The sequence below is a fragment of the Streptomyces sp. NPDC006476 genome (assembly GCF_040612015.1).
GTDB classification, from domain to species: Bacteria; Actinomycetota; Actinomycetes; order Streptomycetales; family Streptomycetaceae; genus Streptomyces; species Streptomyces griseorubiginosus_B.
Genome location: NZ_JBEXPK010000125.1, coordinates 1 through 14370, shown reverse-complemented (window position 1 = coordinate 14370; position 14370 = coordinate 1). Strand labels below are relative to the sequence as shown.

Here is a 14370-nt window from a genome sequence, read left to right as displayed (position 1 = left end):
ACCACGGCGTCGAGACGGCCGTCGACGTCACCCTGGTCGGCCGCTACTACGAACGCTTCGCCGACCACGCCGTCTCCATCGCCCGCCGCGTGGTCCACCTCGTCACGGGCGAACGCGCCGACGACTACCTCCTCGACACCCCTCTGAACCCCTGATCCGACCTGGAACACATCCCGATCCCGAGTCGGATGGACTGGCGGTAGCCCTCGGGGAGGTTGATGTCGTCGAGTTCCCGAGAGTGGAAGAACGCCAGGTCGGCATGGTCCGCGCCGAGCACGAGTGAGCCATCGCCGACGGGCCGTGCCAAATAGCTGGTGACGACGACACGTCCCTTGCCCGGGACGTCGTAGAACCAAGCGTCCACGATGGCGCCCACGACGATGTCGATCCCGGCCTCTTCATGCACCTCGCGCCGCACCGTGTCCTGCGGTGACGCGTCCTGAGTTTCGGCACGGCCACCCAGCAGCTCCCACTCCCCGCGGGGATTGGTGCCCAGCAGAACGCGCATCTCGGAGTCGAGCAGAACGGCTTTGAACGACGTATCGATGGGACTCTCCCAGGCGCGAAGGTTATTCCGATACCCGCGTGCGCGAGGGTACATGGCCCTGCCGGCGCCACTCCGCCCAGGTGCCGTGACCGGCCTGTGACGGGGTTCTGCTCCGGGCATCGCAGTTGACGGTCCGGGAGGTGCCCGCGAGCCTCCAGCCACTCGCACTACGCGGTCGGACTGCGGTCCTCTCGACGCGTCGACTCGCTCATGGAAAGCTGCTGCGGGGTATGGACCGGCAATGGTCCGTATGGTGTTGGAGATCTGCTGTGAGTGGAGAGGACCGAGTTCATGACGACCGCAGTGCGACGCTACGGCTTGACGTGGACTGATCCCGACGGTGCCGCACAGGCGTCCGCCGGCGTCTTCGACAAGCAGGCTGCCATCCGGCGCAGGCGAGCCCTCAAAGCCGCCGGATGCACGCACGTGAAGGTCGTGAAGGTGGACGTTGGCGAGCTTCCCCAACCCGCTATCTGACCACTTGCGCGGCCGATAGCCGTCCGGCACGACCATGACCTGCTGCAACACGCCCACTGCACTGGCCGAGGCGGATTGGTCTCGGACCACGTGGCTTGTGGAGGGCTGCGCGGCGGCTGACCTCAGCGCCGACCTGGTGTTCGTCATGTCGGTGTGGACAACGCGATCGTCAGGTGTCCGGCCTCAACGTGGCGGATTCGGTGGATCTTGCGATCCACAACGATCAACGCGATAGAAGGTGGTCACCGATAGTGCACGCGGTAACGGAGGTGTGTCACGCCCTCGCCCTCGACCACCTCGACCCGTTCGAGCTCGGCCTTGTCGTTGTGGATGTCTTCGAAGTAACGGATTCCCTCGCCGAGGAACGTGGGTACCAAATCGATCCGGATCTCATCCAGCAGGCCGAGGTTGAGGCACTGCTGTGCGATGTTCGGGCCGGAGACGCCGACGTTGCCGTCGCCGGCGGCCTTGGCCTGACTGATTGCGCTGGCGGCGCCGTCGTGGACGAACGTGAAGGGCGCCAGTCGTTCTGCGGGCCAGTCCGTGGGAGGTTCACGGTGGGTGACCACGAACGCGCGTCCGCCGCCGGGTGGATTGCCGCCCCAGCCGCCGGTGTAGTCGAACACCCGACGGCCGCAGACGAACGCGCTGTGCCGGGCGAAGTCCATCTGCGCCCGCAGATAGTCCGAGCTGGCCTCGGCGACCCTGAAGGTGATCGGGTAGCCGACCATCGACACCTCGACGTCGCCGTTCGAGTACCAGTCGAACAGGGGGCCGACGCTGTTGTCCGGACGGGCGACGAACCCGTCCAGGGACATGCAGAAGCTGGCGCTCACGGTCATGATCAAGCTCCTTCCGGTGCGGCGCGTGCCTTCCAGACGAAAGACCGCCGCCGAACGGCGTACTCATCGCTCGCCAAGTGAATCCGGCTGCCGCCAGATCATCCGCCGTGATCACGTGGGCGCCGCCAGGTCGGCGTGGGCTGGGACCACAGCCATCCGCTGCCTTGCCGCGTTGCTTATGCCCTCGGCCTCCCGCGTCAGACACGCGAACACCTGCGAGACGACGACGGTGCGGTCCTGGCCCGCACGCGAGCGGCACAAGACTTCGATCGCGTTCGTGAGCTGATCCCAGGGGTCTGGCTGAACGGTTGACGCTGATCGTGTCCCTCGATGACGGCCGGAGCTGACTCTCTGACGGCGGATCAAAAGTGAACCGGGTGCCCGCTCTGCGCATGACCCAGGACGGCGCGTGTGCGTGGAATGCGGGGCGTGAAGTGACTCGTCACTCCCCCCATAGGTGTCTGGACGGAGGAGTCCACCCCAGCAGCCAGCTTGGCACTACCTCCAAGCCCGGACCCTCAGGGACGGGTCAAGTTGAGTGCTGTTTGCCGGTCGCGGGGGAGTTCATGCCGTGGCCGGCGCGGCGCATGGCCTCGTACAGCGCAGTGTCGTCGGGCGGGTCCGGCAGCGGTCCGCGGGCTGGGGCCCGGAAGGACTGCATCATCCATGCCACGAGGCGGCGCCAGGCGTCCGGGGCTGCGTCGCCGGTGGCGCTGAGGACGCCGGCGTTGGCCGGGACGTCCTCCAGGGCACGGGCACGTCTCCTGCACCCAATCCCAGGTGAGAGCCGGATCGACGCACGTCTAGGCCGCCGCCCGGGCCCCGATCGAGTCCAGGGCGGCGGTCACCGTCGTGCGCAGGGACGCGGCATCAGCACCGGCGCGGGAGCGCAGGTTGACGCCATAGGCGAGCAGCGCCAACAGATCCGCGGAAGTGCCCGGGTCGGCACCGGGCGACAGCTGCCCTTGGCGGTCGGCGGTGACCAGGGCGGCGTACATAGCATCGCGGAGTTGCTGGTGGTGCTGGTCCAGGACGGCGCGCACCTCCGGGTCGCCGTTCTCGGTCCCGGCGTGAGCGTTGGAGATCATGCAGCCCCAGCGCGCGTATTCGCCCGAGCAGCGAGTCTCGATCAGGCCGCCGAAGAACTCGGAGATCGCGGTCAGGCCCCGCTCGTCCTCGGCCAGGCGCCGGAACATGGGCTGGGACCGCTGCTCCAGGTAGCGGCGCAGCGCGGCGAGGTAGAGCTCCTGCTTGCCGCCGAACGTGGCGTACAGGCTCGAGCGGTTGAGCCCGGTCGCGGTCACCACATCCTGGATCCCGGTCGCGGCCACGCCCTGCCGCCAGAACAGCCGCACCACGGTCTCCAGGGTGGCCTCCGGATCGAAGTGTTTGACGTCCGGCATGGTCCACCCACCATCCTGAAATGAGGATTCCAAGATACTTCCGGTTCAGCACGCCGCAAAGGTTCCGACAGGTACACAGGGGGACAGGCCCCCCGCCAGCGCGGCGCCGTCCAGGTTCGTCCACGATCCGCCCCAGGCGCACCGCGCGCCCTGACCATGCCCCCATGAATCGCATACCAGCCCTCTGGGCGGCCGCCTACGGGTCACAGACCCCCCGCCTGCGCCGCTACCTCGCCCGCCGCGCCGTCCACCTCGCCGCATTCGTCAAGGCACTCGCCCTCGCCGGCCACCGCCCGTTCACCAGCCTCTGACCCACCCACGCCCCCGCACGACTGGCGCGGGACCACGCACACCATTATCTTGGAACGGTCATTTCAAGATTAATGGGTCCCGTTCCAGCCGCCGACCAGGAGGAGCCAGCACCATGACCAGCCTCAACGCCGAACTGCGCACCTTCTACGAAGCCCGCCAGCAGCAGATCCCCGCCGAGATCCGACAGATCATGCAGCGGGCCGGCCAGGAGCTCGCCGACTCCGGCCAGGCCGACCGCGCCTTGACCGTTGGCGCCCAGGCCCCGCGCTTCAGCCTCCCCTGCGCGACCGGGCAGACCCTGACCTTGGACAACCTGCTCGCCAACGGCCCCGTCGTGCTGGCCTTCTACCGTGGCGCCTGGTGTCCGTACTGCAACATCACGCTGCGCTCCCTCCAGCAGCACCACGAGGCGATCACCTCCCGCGGCGCCCGCCTGGTGGCCGTTTCCCCGCAGATCCCCGACGAGTCCCTCACCCTGACCGAAAAGCACGAACTCGCCTTCGACGTCCTCAGCGACATCGGCTCCGACACCGCCAAGCAGTACGGCCTCGCCTTCGACCTCCCCGGCGACCTCGCTGCCGTCTACGACAAACTCGGCTTCGACCTCCAGCGCGTCAACGACGGTCACCCGCGCACCCTCCCGCTGCCCGCCACCTACGTCATCGACCGCGACGGCGAGATCAGTTGGGCCTTTGTCAACCCTGACTACACCACCCGCGCCGAACCGGCCGACGTCCTTTCCGCGCTCGACGCGCTGAACTGAGCCGATCCACAAGCCCCGGCGAAAGCGCTGGCGTCCACCTGCCTGTACCGCCCAGCGGTGCGGATGCGCCAACTCCCCTTCCGCGGTGAGAGACCCATCCGCCGGGACCGTCATCGCGGGCGGCCGGCCGCGGGCATGCCGCGCAAGGTCATGGGCGAACTGCCGTGTCCGTTCCTTCTCCGCCTACCCGGACTACTCAAGTCCACCGAGACGGAGGGCGTGCCTTAATTTGCTGAGCTTCTCGGTCCTCGCCGGGGTCCGCTCCTTCACCTGTCCAGCGAGTCGGAGGGCATCCTCAATCTCGTTGAGTTTCGCGTAGGGCAGGGCGCCCGCCCGCTCGATCAGGTCGTCCCGGGACACGGTGGTCAGCCACGTGCAAGGGGTAAAGCCCGGACACGGGAACGCGAACCGCAGCACGCCTTCAAAGGGCAGTCCTTCCATGGCGCCTACCGCCACTTCGACGCCCAGACCGCTGATGTCGACGCCCGCCGGAGCCACGACCTGCATCACCCGGATCCCGGACGCGTCGCCTTCCGACAGAAGTACGACCGGCCGCCGCTCGTCGAACTCGACCCACCAGACTTCGCCACGGTGCACATGTCCTCCTGACACAGGACCGCAGGCGTACGCTGCGCGACCCTGACGCGCTGTGGAGACGGGTGCCGCCACGTTGATCATCGGTGTGTGAAGACAAACGATCACGCGGTGGCCGTAGGTCACAGCGTAGACCCTGCGCGCGGATCGAACCCCGCCTCCGGGCCAAGCGCTTGGTGCTCGGCCTGCTGTCGGATCTGCCGCGCAAGAACTGCTGGACGATCGCAGAGTGGGCCGGGGAGGCCACCCCGCACGGCATGCGGCATCTGCTGTGCAGGGCCGCCTGGGATGCCGAGGCCGTCCGCGACGACGTGCGCGAGTACGTCGTCGAGCACCTCCACGACGAGGCCGCTGTGCTGGTTGTCGACGAGACCGGCGACGTGAAGAAGGGCACACGCACCGTCGGGGTCCAGCGCCCATGCACCGGCACCGCCGGGCGTATCGAGAACTCTCAGGTCGCCGTCTACCTCGTCTACGCCGGCGAGCACGGGCACGCGGCGGTGGATCGGGAGCTGTACACCGCACGCTGTTGGACGTGCGACCCGGACCGCTGCCGGGCCGCGGGGCTCGGCGAGGACACCGCCTTCGCGACCAAGCCGGAACTGGCCCGGGTGATGATCGAACGGCTTCTGGCCGCCGGACACCGCGTCGGCTGGGTCACGGGGGACGAGGTCTACGGCGGCAACCCGAAACTGCGATCCGCGCTGGAGGACCGCGGCATCGGTTACGTCCTCGCGGTGGCCTGCTCGGCCGAAGTACCCACCGGCGCCGGCACGTTCCGCGCCGATGCCCTGGCGAAGAAGGCGCTCAAGCGGGCCTGGCAGAAGCTGCCTGCGTATGCGCGACGCTCTGGAGCGGCTCGTTAGCGAGCGGGATAGCTTCTGATGGCGATGAGTGTGTTTTCTTCGAAGGGGCTGCCTTTGACGGTGATTTCCTTCACGGTGCCGATGCCTTTGACGTAGTACTTGTTGTCTACGGTGCCGGGTTCGAGTGGTGTCCATTCCTTTGTGTGCAGGCTCTTGTTGAAGCTTTTGTAGGGCACGGAGACGTGGGAGGTCAGGTCGAGTATCTGGAAGTGGTCCTCGGCCTGGCCCGGGTAGTACTCCTGCTGTCCGCTCGACCCGGGGTTGGGGTGGGCAGGCAGGTAGATGCCGGGTCGGGCGCCGTCACGGCCGGCGCGCCAGGTCCCCTCGGTGGAGATCATGTTGCCGTGGTCGTCGAGTTCGGCGGTGTCCTCGCCGAAGTACCAGACATTGCCGTTGTTGTCCTGGGCGTAGTAGTCGCGGGTGGACTCGTGGAGGGTGCGCCCGGTGTAGAGGCGGTCGGTGACGACGCGGCAGGGGATGCCGGTGATGTCTTGGGTGGCGTGGGTGGCGGTGAGGTACTCGGTGGTTTTCGCGCCGTCCTTGGTGCCGCTGTAGATCAGCGTCCGGCCGGGCGGCAGGGGGAACCAAGGGTTGTCAACGGTCGCCGAGAAGCTGCGCGGGGCCGGGCTCGTCGAGGTGGCTGTCACGGACCGATGCCCCGGGTTCGTGCTCGGTGAGCATGCCATCACCAAGAGTGTTGCCGTGCAGGCGGCCGCGAGAGTGAGGGCCGGCGCTGTGCGGGGCGGGCCGGCGCGGTGTACTGGGGTGCGTGTCATGAGGACTCCCCGGGTCGGGTGGTAGGGCGCCAGCCTGCTCCCCGCCGGCTAAGGAGATCCTGAAACGTGCTCGCCCCGGCCGTGCACAATGACCGGCACGCTCCGGTGCCGTGTAATGGGAAATCACGCGGGTTCCTCAAGACGTACCTCGGTCGCAACAGCGCAAGTACGCAGGTGAGCGCTCTGCACCGGGCGAATCGGCGAGCGAACGAGAAAAGTAGCGCGTCAGGCAATCCACGCCTCACCGTGTCGATGCCGGTCCAACCCCACCGCTGAGAACTCGTCCTCGCCGGCGCTTGCCACTACGCCCAACCGCCGCAACGCTTGAGAGATCGGACTGCCAGCTGGCGGGAAAGGCTGGCCGGCCTTCACCTGGAGCGGACCCAGCCCGATGGTGCCGCCATCCCACACGGCTGCCCGCTGCTCGCCTACGCCGCCGAAGTAGTCAGCTTCCACGTAGGCCACCGGTCCACCGGCCGACCAGGCAGCAAGGATCTTCTCGAACCCCCCTGGCAACCCCCAGAAGCCCAACGTGCCTACGCCGCTTCCGTCTGCGACCGAAGCGAACAGCGTGTCCGTCATCGGCATCAGCGCAAGGCCCTGGCCGATCGACGCCAGCCGAGCGGCAGGCAGGTCCCGCGCCATACTCCGCAGCACCTCCCCTTCAGCGACCACTGCTCGCAGGTCGTAACCCATCCCAATGCCGCCTCCATATCTCAGGCCCATCTTGTCCCAGACGGCGAAGGCGAACCCGCGCGCTACCCCCTCTCAGGACCACCAACACGCCCAGGCGGGTTCTCGCCGGAGCACCGTTCACATCCCTCGAACCGCCTGATTTCTGCGTACGGGCATGCTCAGCGTCCCCTTAGGCAGCCGGCTCTAGGCTGGTTGCTGCGGGCCTGTGCGAGGAGGCGTGATGCGGATTCTCGTGGTCGAGGACGAAACGCCGATGGCGCAGTTGTTGCGGTGCTGCCTGGCGGAGAACGGCTTCGCGGTCGATGTGGCCGCTACCGGCGAGGAGGGCCTGTGGTACGCCGGGGAGATCGACTATGACGTGATCGTGCTGGATGTGATGCTGCCGGGGACGGACGGTTTCGGCGTGCTGCGCTCCGTCCGGGCGGCGGGCCGGTGGGCGCCGGTGCTCCTGCTGACCGCGCGGGATGCGGTGGAGGACCGGGTGCGCGGCTTGGATCTGGGCGCGGATGACTACCTGGTCAAGCCGTTCGCGCTCGCGGAACTGCTGTCCCGGCTGAGGGCGTTGATGCGCCGGGGTGCGCGGGAGCGGCCCGCCGTGCTGGCGGTCGGTGACCTCACGCTGGATCCGGCGGCCCGTCGGGTGGCCAGGGGCGGGACGCCGATTTCCTTGACGGCCAAGGAGTTCGCTTTGCTGGAGTGTCTGATGCGGCGGCCCGGCGAGGTGTTGTCGAAGGCCGAACTCATTGAGCGTGTATGGGACTTCACCTTCGATGCGGACTCCAACGTCGTCGAGGTCTACGTGGGCTACCTGCGGCAGAAGATCGACCGTCCCTTCGGGCGGCAGTGCCTGCGCACCTCCCGCGGCGCGGGGTACTGGCTTGCGGACGACTGCAAGGACCGCGTGCATCATGTGGGCTAGGTTGCCGCTCAGGATTCGGCTGACCCTCGCGTTCTGCGCGGCGATGGCTGTGGTTCTGGCCGCGCTGGGCGCCTTCGTGTACGTCCGGATGGGCGGGGAACTCATGCGCGCCGTCGATCTCGACCTGCGGGCGCGGGCCGCAGCCACCGCCGGCGCCCTGGCGGAGCGGGGACGGGCGCCGCTGGAGGCGGGCCGCGGACTCATCGACCCCGACGAGTCCTTCGCCCAGATCCTCCTGCCGCGCGGGGAGGTCGTCGAGACGACCCCTGCCGTCGCCGCGGCCCCAATGCTGTCGCCCGCCGCCACCCGCACCGTCACCAGGCCGGTCTTCTCCGTCCGACGCGTCGCGGGCGTCGACGACCCGGCCCGGCTTCTCGCCGTGCCCGTCCGCCTGCCGGGCAAAGTCCCCCGTTCCGGCGTCCTGGTCGTGGGCGCGCCCCTCGGCGATCGCGCGGAGGCCTTGCACCGCCTGCTGCTCCTGCTCGTCGTCGGCGGTCCGGCCGCCCTGGCAGCGTCCTCCTACGCCGGCTGGCTGCTGGCGGGTGCTGCCCTGCGGCCGGTCGAGCGCATCCGCCGGGAGGCCGCCGCGATCTGTGAGACCGAGGCCGGTCGGCGGCTGACCGTCCCGCCCACCGGAGACGAACTGGCCCGCCTCGCGCGCACCCTCAACGCCATGCTCACCCGCCTGCAGGAGGCGCTGGAACGCGAGCAGCGTTTCGTCGACACCGCCGGACACGAACTGCGCACCCCGCTGGCACTGCTGCACGCGCAACTCGAACTCGCCACGGCCCGACCACGCGAGCGCGACGAACTCGAGGCCGCCGTGCGCTGCGCCCTCGCCGAGACCGACCGCCTTGTCGGACTGGCCGAGGACCTCCTGGTCCTGGCCCGCACCCGGCAGGGCCGCCTTCCGCTGCACCGCGAACCGGTATTGCTGCCGCGGCTGCTCACCGAGGCCGCCGCGGCGTTTGGCGCCCGCGCCGACACCGAGGCCGCAACGATCACCGTACGGACTCCTGGCGCGGCGCAGGCCACCGCCGATCTCGATCCGGTACGCCTGCGCCAGATCCTGCACAACCTCCTCGACAACGCCCTGCGCCACTGCGGCCCCGCAGGCCCGGGCGACATCACGTTGAGCGCGAAGCGCGCCGAGGACGCCGTCGTCCTCCAGGTCCAGGACCAAGGCCAGGGATTCCCGCCCGCGCTGCTGACCGATGCACCGTCCGCCACGGCCACCGACGGCCTCGGCCTCGGCATCGTGCGGATGATCGCCGCGGCCCACGGCGGCCAGGTGAGCCTGGCCAACGACCCCTCCGGCGGGGCGCTCGTCACCGTAAGGCTGCCTGTGCCGCCTCGCCTCGCATCACAGGGACGAGGCGAGGCGGATCAGGGCAGGGCGACGGGCCAGAGCACGGGGCTGCTGCGGCGGCGCGCGGGGGAGACGGGGCGAGCCGGCCGACCAGCGCGACGCAAACCATGCCGGCTGCGCGCACAAACAGCCCACCGGTGGTGGCGGGAGATGCAGCCGGAGAGGGGGTCGTCGAGTGACCGGCCTGTCGGGCACAGTGGTTGGCCGCGCGGGGAGTGGTCAGGTCTCGCAGGGTGCGGGCGGGGGGGCCATCCTGCCCCGGGGTCAGACCTTCGGTGCGTTCCACAGCGTCCGGAGTTCTGCCCACCCCGGTGCCGGGCCTGTCAGCGCCGTGGGCTCGGCGGTGGGCGCAGTGCGCAGCCCGGCCAGGACCAGGTCGAGGTAGCGCAGATGCAGCGCTGAGGCACGCTCACCGGCGACGGGGATGCGTGCGGAGAGGTGTTCGAGCAGCAACGGGATGTCGGCGGAGGTGAAGTCGGCGCGAAGAACGCCTGCCCGGTGCGCACCGCCCACCAGGTCGTCGAGGGCGGCCCGGAGCCGGTCGGCCGCCTTCACGATCTCGTCGGTGGCCGGCAGCCGACCGCCCACGAGAGGCAGTTCGACACGTCGTTCGCGTCGGAGAACAGGGAACAAAGGCGATCCGGGACAGCAACCGGCATGGCATCTTCGTGCGCCGGCGCCTTGGAGGCTGCGTGCTGACCTACCTGCCCGAGGAACTGCGCACTGGGGACGTCGCGGTGACCGGGGCGCAGGCGTATGCGAACTGGGCCGACCAGCTGCTCACCCCGGACGAGGGGGCGCAGATGCTGCCCGGCTTCTGCGCCGAGGTCGGCATCACGGCGACTGCGGCCGGGTTCCGCGCTGACCTGCACGAGCGCCTCGATGCGCAGTGCCGGGCGACCGACTGGGCGTATCCGGACCTGGCCGACTTCACCGTCGATGACGCCGGGCGGCCGTCGCTCGAGCAGTTCCGTGCGGCGCCGTCGGCGCAGGCCCTGGCCCTGGCGGTGCGCGTCGGCCTCGCCACCACCGACGTCCGTCTCGCGTGGCCTGCTGCGCGTCAGTCCGGCAGCCAGTGCAGCTCGTGTGCCAGGGATTTGGCGACGGTACGGATGCGGCGGTGCAGTGGTGACTGCACGCGCGGGAGGACCAGGTGGATCGTCAGGGTGTGTGCGCCCTGCAGCGGCCGCCACGTGAGACCGGCCGGTGATGCCGTGACCGCGGCTTCACCGGCCGGGGCGAGGGTGAGCCCATCGCGTAGGTCGCGCTGAGACATGTCGAAAGAGACTGCCGGCGTGTGGAATCGGGGGTTTGGTCGGGTGTCGCGGAACAGTGCGGACAGCTGATCGTGGATCACTGGGTTGGCCGTACGGTCGGGGAGTCGTAGCGGATATGCGGCCGCGTCGGCGATCTCGATCTCCGGGTGTTCGGCCAGCGGATGATGCTGTGCCAATTGGACCCCGACGCGCTCACGCCGCAGCAGGAGCCGGCGCACGCCACGACCCGGCTGTTCACCGCGGGTGATCCCCGCATCGATGCGGCCGTCGGCGACCGCGGGGGAGATCTCCGGTGTCGCCATCGGGACCGCGCTGACCTCGAGTCCCGGGCTGCTGTGAATGAGCCTGTCCACCAGGGCTGGTGCCGTCTCGGCCCCCGTGCTGAGGCTGTATCCGATGCGCAGCGTGCCCAGTTCACCGGCCGCCGCGCTCCGGGCGGTGTCCCATGCCCGGTCCAGCGCCGCCAGCGCGGGCGGTGCGGATTCCGCCAAAGCCGCACCGGCCGTGGTCAATACGACGCTACGCGTGTTGCGGACCAGCAGGGCCGTACCGAGTTCCGCCTCCAATCGGCGCATCCGGGCGCTGAGTGCGGGCTGTGCGATACCGATCCGTGCGGCCGCACGGGTGAAGTTCAACTCCTGCGCCAGCACCAGGAAGTACCGCAGGCTCACCGTGTCCGGCGCCACGTGCCCTCCCTGCCGATTGATAACGATCCGTTCTGAGTCTATCCCGTACTGGTCTTTCCCTCGACCGCACGTCAAGCCCTAACCTGCGCGTATGACGATGCAATTGACCGCAGTACCGGACATCGCACTCACGCACACCGCCGATTTCGAGTCCGCCCTCAGGCTCTCGCGAAGGCCGCGGCCACCGAGCCCGGTGTGCTCGAATACGGATTCTGACGCGACCCGAACCACCCGGAGAGCTATCTGATCCGCGAACGCTACGCGGATCAGGTAGTGGTCGACACCCACATGGCCCTCCCTGACGGCGCAGCCTTTATCGGCACCTCCCGCGCCGGCTGGCCACCGACTCCCACCCACTCCTCGAAACCACCTCCGTCCTCACCCGAATCCCGATGTTCCGCGCCCAGCGATGCAGGAGGCAGTCATGCATAGATTGGTGGTTCTGTATTCCAAGCCTGCCGACCCTGACCACTTCCGCGACTACTACGTGACCAACCACCTTCCACTGGTCATGAATTGGCCCGGCCTGCTTGCGTGGCGCTACAGCTTCGAGGTGGCAGCGACCAAGGGAGAAGCGCCGTATTTCGCGGTCTTCGAAGCCGACTTTGTTGACGCCGCCGCCATGGCCGCGGCGCGGGCGACGCCGCAAGGCCGGCGGGTGGCCGCCGACGTCGCCAACTACGCCACCGGCGGTGCGGTCATCATCCACTATCCGGTGCAGGACGGGACCGGCTGAGGCCGGGACGCGTGCGGTCGGCTGTTGCGGCCGGGTCCGGCTGTCGGCGAACGCCGTTCGCGGTTGCAGGTTCGTTGAGTGTTGAGGGGGGCCGATGTTCTGGCCGGATGTCACGGTGGTTGATGCGTGCGTGCGGCGCGACGGCCGGGGTGGCAGCCCCACGGCCGTCACCGACGATGACCCGGCGGCGACGGACGCGGACCGGCGTGCGGTCGCTGCTGCGGCCGGCACCTCGCATGCGGCGTTCCTCGGCCCGGGGCGGACGCCGGATGGTGGCTGGCCGGTCCGGTTCTTCACCGCCGCCGCCGAACTGTCCGGCTGCGGCCACGGCACCGTTGCCGCGCAGGCCGTCCGGTTGACCCGCACCGCGCTGGATGAGCTGGATGACCGCCAACACACCGGCGGGCGCACGTTCGACACCGTTGCGATCCGCCGCCCCGCCGGCATCGAGGTCTGGTTCGACCAGGGCCTCGTCGCGCTGCGTCACCCGGCACCGGACGAGCGAGTCGCGATCGTCGCCGCGCTCGGGCTCACCGCGGACGATCCGCATCCGACCGACGCGCCACGGATCGCCTCGCCCGGCGCACCACGCATGCTGGTACCGGTCCAGGACCGGTCGGCGCTGCTCCGAGTGCACCCTCACCTCGGCCGGCTGACAGCGGCGTGTCAGCGATTCGGGCTCCTCGGCTGTTTCGTGTACGCACCGCCGGTGGGCGACCGACCGGGTGCGGCGCGGATGTTCGCGCCGGCGATCGGTGTCGACGAGGACGTCGCCAACGCCAACAGCACCGGCTGCCTGGCCGCCCACCTGCTCGACACGACAGGGGCACAGACGGTCGCGATCGAGGTGGAGCAGGGTGACACCCTCGGTCGACCGGCCAGCGTGCTCGCTTCGGCCCGACGCGGGCCGGATGGCATCACGACCCGGGTCGGCGGGTTGGCGGTGGTCCGCGACGGACACCGAGGCGACAACTAGACCTTCTGTGCCTCGACCGGCTCCGCTCCGCCCAGGCGCGCCACGAACGCGCTGCGGGAAACTGGCTGCCCGAGCCGCTCCTCGAGGGCGATCCGATGCTGGGCCCTGCCGAAATTCGAGCAGCGCGCGAATCGGTGTCCTTGGCCCTCCTGACCCTCATGGAACGCCTTTCGCCCACCAAGCGGGCCGCTTACGTCCTGCGCGAGGCCTTCTCCTCCCCGCACGCCGAGATCGCGCAGATCTCGAATCTCCGAGTCGGCAAGCCAGCAGCACGTCCACCGGGCCCGGTCCGGGGCGCCGCCGAGCCGCGGCGGCGACCAGGTCCGCGTCCGCGCGCCGGGTCGTTGAGGAATTCCTCGCCGCCGCCATGTCTGGGCGAACCGAACGGCTGGTGGCGCTGCTCACCGACGACGCGACCGCCGTCTCGGACTGCTAGGGTCTGGCCGGGCGGCTGCTGCGGTACGACACGCGCGAGCGCATCGCCTCATACGTGCGGGCCGGTTTGAAGCCCACACCGGCGAAGCGGCGGCTGGCCGGTGGCACCCCGGTGTTCCATATCGCGCTGGTCAACGGCTCCGCGGCCGTCCTCGCTGTGATCGACAAGGTCGTGTCCCTCGTCGTGGTGTCGGGGGTCAACTCGTGGGCGTGTTCGGGGTGTTGGGTAGCGCCGGGACGCTTTCGGGGAGTCCGCGGTAGATCTCGCTCATTCTGCCTTCGGGGAGGTGGTGGCGGGGGAAGACGATCCATCCGTCGTGCATCTCGAAGAGCACGGCGGTGACGAGCCGGATGAGCGCGTCGTCGTTGGGAAGACCTGGACGACGTCGATGCGACGCTTGATCTCCCGGTTCACCCGCTCCAGCGGGTTCGTCGACTGGAACTTCTTTCACCGAGGAACGTCATCGGTGCCGTTTGGGCCATGGCTCCGGAGGGTCCGACGCCGCTTGTAGCGGGTGCGTATGTGTGCGTTGGGATGGGCGGTGCTTCGCCGCCGGCCTGTCAGCCGGCGATGGCTATGCCAGCGATCGCCACGGCCAGACCTAGTGCCGCATCAGGCAACGTTCGCCCTGTCGTGGTGTGTCGTCCAGTTGCTGCGCCGGGAAGCGCCAGACGGCCACAATGATCACGTGGCTG

The 14370-nt window shown here is 69.2% G+C and carries 16 protein-coding genes and 4 pseudogenes; 11 read left to right on the top strand and 9 right to left on the bottom strand.

The window, feature by feature from the left end; genetic code table 11:
- Positions 1-155 (top strand): PhoU domain-containing protein (locus tag ABZZ74_RS49720; protein WP_356950744.1); only part of this gene is annotated, 155 nt, incomplete at its 5' end.
- Here the strand turns inward: ABZZ74_RS49720 and ABZZ74_RS49715 are convergent.
- The gene (locus ABZZ74_RS49715; protein WP_356950742.1) at positions 125-601 is read right to left on the bottom strand and encodes an NUDIX hydrolase; all 477 of its coding nucleotides are present in this window, start codon (positions 599-601) and stop codon (positions 125-127) included. The two genes, ABZZ74_RS49720 and ABZZ74_RS49715, sit on opposite strands and share 31 nt — an antisense overlap.
- 237 nt (positions 602-838) lie before the next feature.
- Between ABZZ74_RS49715 and ABZZ74_RS49710 the strand changes: the two genes are divergently transcribed.
- Positions 839-1024: a hypothetical protein gene (locus tag ABZZ74_RS49710; RefSeq protein WP_356950741.1), complete on the top strand. Its 186-nt coding sequence runs from the start codon at positions 839-841 to the stop codon at positions 1022-1024.
- A 242-nt stretch (positions 1025-1266) separates the two neighbouring features.
- Here the strand turns inward: ABZZ74_RS49710 and ABZZ74_RS49705 are convergent, their stop codons facing one another.
- Together ABZZ74_RS49705 and ABZZ74_RS49700 are read right to left on the bottom strand one after the other, a co-directional pair.
- Positions 1267-1866, bottom strand: coding sequence for a dihydrofolate reductase family protein (locus tag ABZZ74_RS49705; RefSeq protein WP_356950740.1), 600 nt, complete (start codon positions 1864-1866; stop codon positions 1267-1269).
- Positions 1867-2669: 803 nt separating this feature from the next.
- Positions 2670-3269 (bottom strand): TetR/AcrR family transcriptional regulator, encoded by a 600-nt coding sequence (locus ABZZ74_RS49700; protein WP_356950739.1) that lies wholly within the window; start codon positions 3267-3269, stop codon positions 2670-2672.
- A gap of 164 nt (positions 3270-3433) precedes the next feature.
- Between ABZZ74_RS49700 and ABZZ74_RS49695 the strand changes: the two genes are divergently transcribed.
- Together ABZZ74_RS49695 and ABZZ74_RS49690 are read left to right on the top strand one after the other, a co-directional pair.
- Positions 3434-3580 (top strand): hypothetical protein, encoded by a 147-nt coding sequence (locus ABZZ74_RS49695; protein WP_356950738.1) that lies wholly within the window; start codon positions 3434-3436, stop codon positions 3578-3580.
- Between the two features lie 113 nt (positions 3581-3693).
- Positions 3694-4344: a peroxiredoxin-like family protein gene (locus ABZZ74_RS49690; protein ID WP_356950737.1), complete on the top strand. Its 651-nt coding sequence runs from the start codon at positions 3694-3696 to the stop codon at positions 4342-4344.
- Positions 4345-4536: 192 nt separating this feature from the next.
- Here the strand turns inward: ABZZ74_RS49690 and ABZZ74_RS49685 are convergent, their stop codons facing one another.
- Complete coding sequence (locus tag ABZZ74_RS49685; RefSeq protein WP_356950736.1) at positions 4537-4941, bottom strand: type II toxin-antitoxin system PemK/MazF family toxin; 405 nt, start codon at positions 4939-4941, stop codon at positions 4537-4539.
- Between the two features lie 108 nt (positions 4942-5049).
- Here ABZZ74_RS49685 and ABZZ74_RS49680 point away from each other — a divergent pair.
- Positions 5050-5780: pseudogene (locus tag ABZZ74_RS49680) on the top strand (IS701 family transposase); the annotation flags it as partial.
- 20 nt (positions 5781-5800) lie between these two features.
- Here ABZZ74_RS49680 and ABZZ74_RS49675 read toward each other — a convergent pair.
- Both ABZZ74_RS49675 and ABZZ74_RS49670 read right to left on the bottom strand, forming a co-directional pair.
- Entirely contained in the window at positions 5801-6451 is a 651-nt protein-coding gene (locus ABZZ74_RS49675; protein WP_356950735.1) for a hypothetical protein, read from the bottom strand.
- 354 nt (positions 6452-6805) lie between these two features.
- On the bottom strand, positions 6806-7276 hold the full coding sequence (locus tag ABZZ74_RS49670; RefSeq protein WP_356950734.1) for a hypothetical protein: 471 nt from the start codon (positions 7274-7276) through the stop codon (positions 6806-6808).
- 220 nt (positions 7277-7496) lie between these two features.
- Between ABZZ74_RS49670 and ABZZ74_RS49665 the strand changes: the two genes are divergently transcribed.
- Together ABZZ74_RS49665 and ABZZ74_RS49660 are read left to right on the top strand one after the other, a co-directional pair.
- Positions 7497-8195: a response regulator transcription factor gene (locus ABZZ74_RS49665; RefSeq protein ID WP_356950733.1), complete on the top strand. Its 699-nt coding sequence runs from the start codon at positions 7497-7499 to the stop codon at positions 8193-8195.
- Positions 8185-9534, top strand: a pseudogene (locus ABZZ74_RS49660) (ATP-binding protein); the annotation flags it as partial. The gene ABZZ74_RS49665 and the pseudogene ABZZ74_RS49660, both read left to right, overlap by 11 nt.
- Positions 9535-9828: 294 nt before the next feature.
- Here ABZZ74_RS49660 and ABZZ74_RS49655 read toward each other — a convergent pair.
- A complete protein-coding gene (locus tag ABZZ74_RS49655; RefSeq protein WP_356950743.1) occupies positions 9829-10077 on the bottom strand; it encodes a hypothetical protein in 249 nt (82 codons plus the stop codon).
- Between ABZZ74_RS49655 and ABZZ74_RS49650 the strand changes: the two genes are divergently transcribed.
- Positions 10003-10263 (top strand): hypothetical protein, encoded by a 261-nt coding sequence (locus ABZZ74_RS49650; RefSeq protein WP_356950745.1) that lies wholly within the window; start codon positions 10003-10005, stop codon positions 10261-10263. The two genes, ABZZ74_RS49655 and ABZZ74_RS49650, sit on opposite strands and share 75 nt — an antisense overlap.
- 361 nt (positions 10264-10624) lie before the next feature.
- Here ABZZ74_RS49650 and ABZZ74_RS49645 read toward each other — a convergent pair whose 3' ends face one another.
- Positions 10625-11527, bottom strand: a complete 903-nt coding sequence (locus ABZZ74_RS49645; protein WP_356950732.1) for a LysR family transcriptional regulator — start codon at positions 11525-11527, stop codon at positions 10625-10627.
- A gap of 424 nt (positions 11528-11951) precedes the next feature.
- On the opposite strand from ABZZ74_RS49645, the gene ABZZ74_RS49640 reads away from it, so the two are divergent.
- The 3 genes and pseudogenes from ABZZ74_RS49640 to ABZZ74_RS49630 form a co-directional block, all read left to right on the top strand.
- The gene (locus ABZZ74_RS49640; protein WP_356950731.1) at positions 11952-12263 is read left to right on the top strand and encodes an EthD family reductase; all 312 of its coding nucleotides are present in this window, start codon (positions 11952-11954) and stop codon (positions 12261-12263) included.
- A gap of 94 nt (positions 12264-12357) precedes the next feature.
- Positions 12358-13239 carry a PhzF family phenazine biosynthesis isomerase gene (locus ABZZ74_RS49635; RefSeq protein ID WP_356950730.1) on the top strand — a complete coding sequence of 294 codons (882 nt, stop codon included), beginning with the start codon at positions 12358-12360 and terminating at the stop codon, positions 13237-13239.
- Positions 13240-13244: 5 nt separating this feature from the next.
- A pseudogene (locus ABZZ74_RS49630) lies at positions 13245-13849 on the top strand (sigma factor-like helix-turn-helix DNA-binding protein); the annotation flags it as partial.
- Positions 13850-13871: 22 nt separating this feature from the next.
- On the opposite strand, the pseudogene ABZZ74_RS49625 reads toward ABZZ74_RS49630, so the two are convergent.
- Positions 13872-14110 (bottom strand): annotated as a pseudogene (locus ABZZ74_RS49625) (transposase); the annotation flags it as partial.
- Positions 14111-14370: the final 260 nt, after the last annotated feature.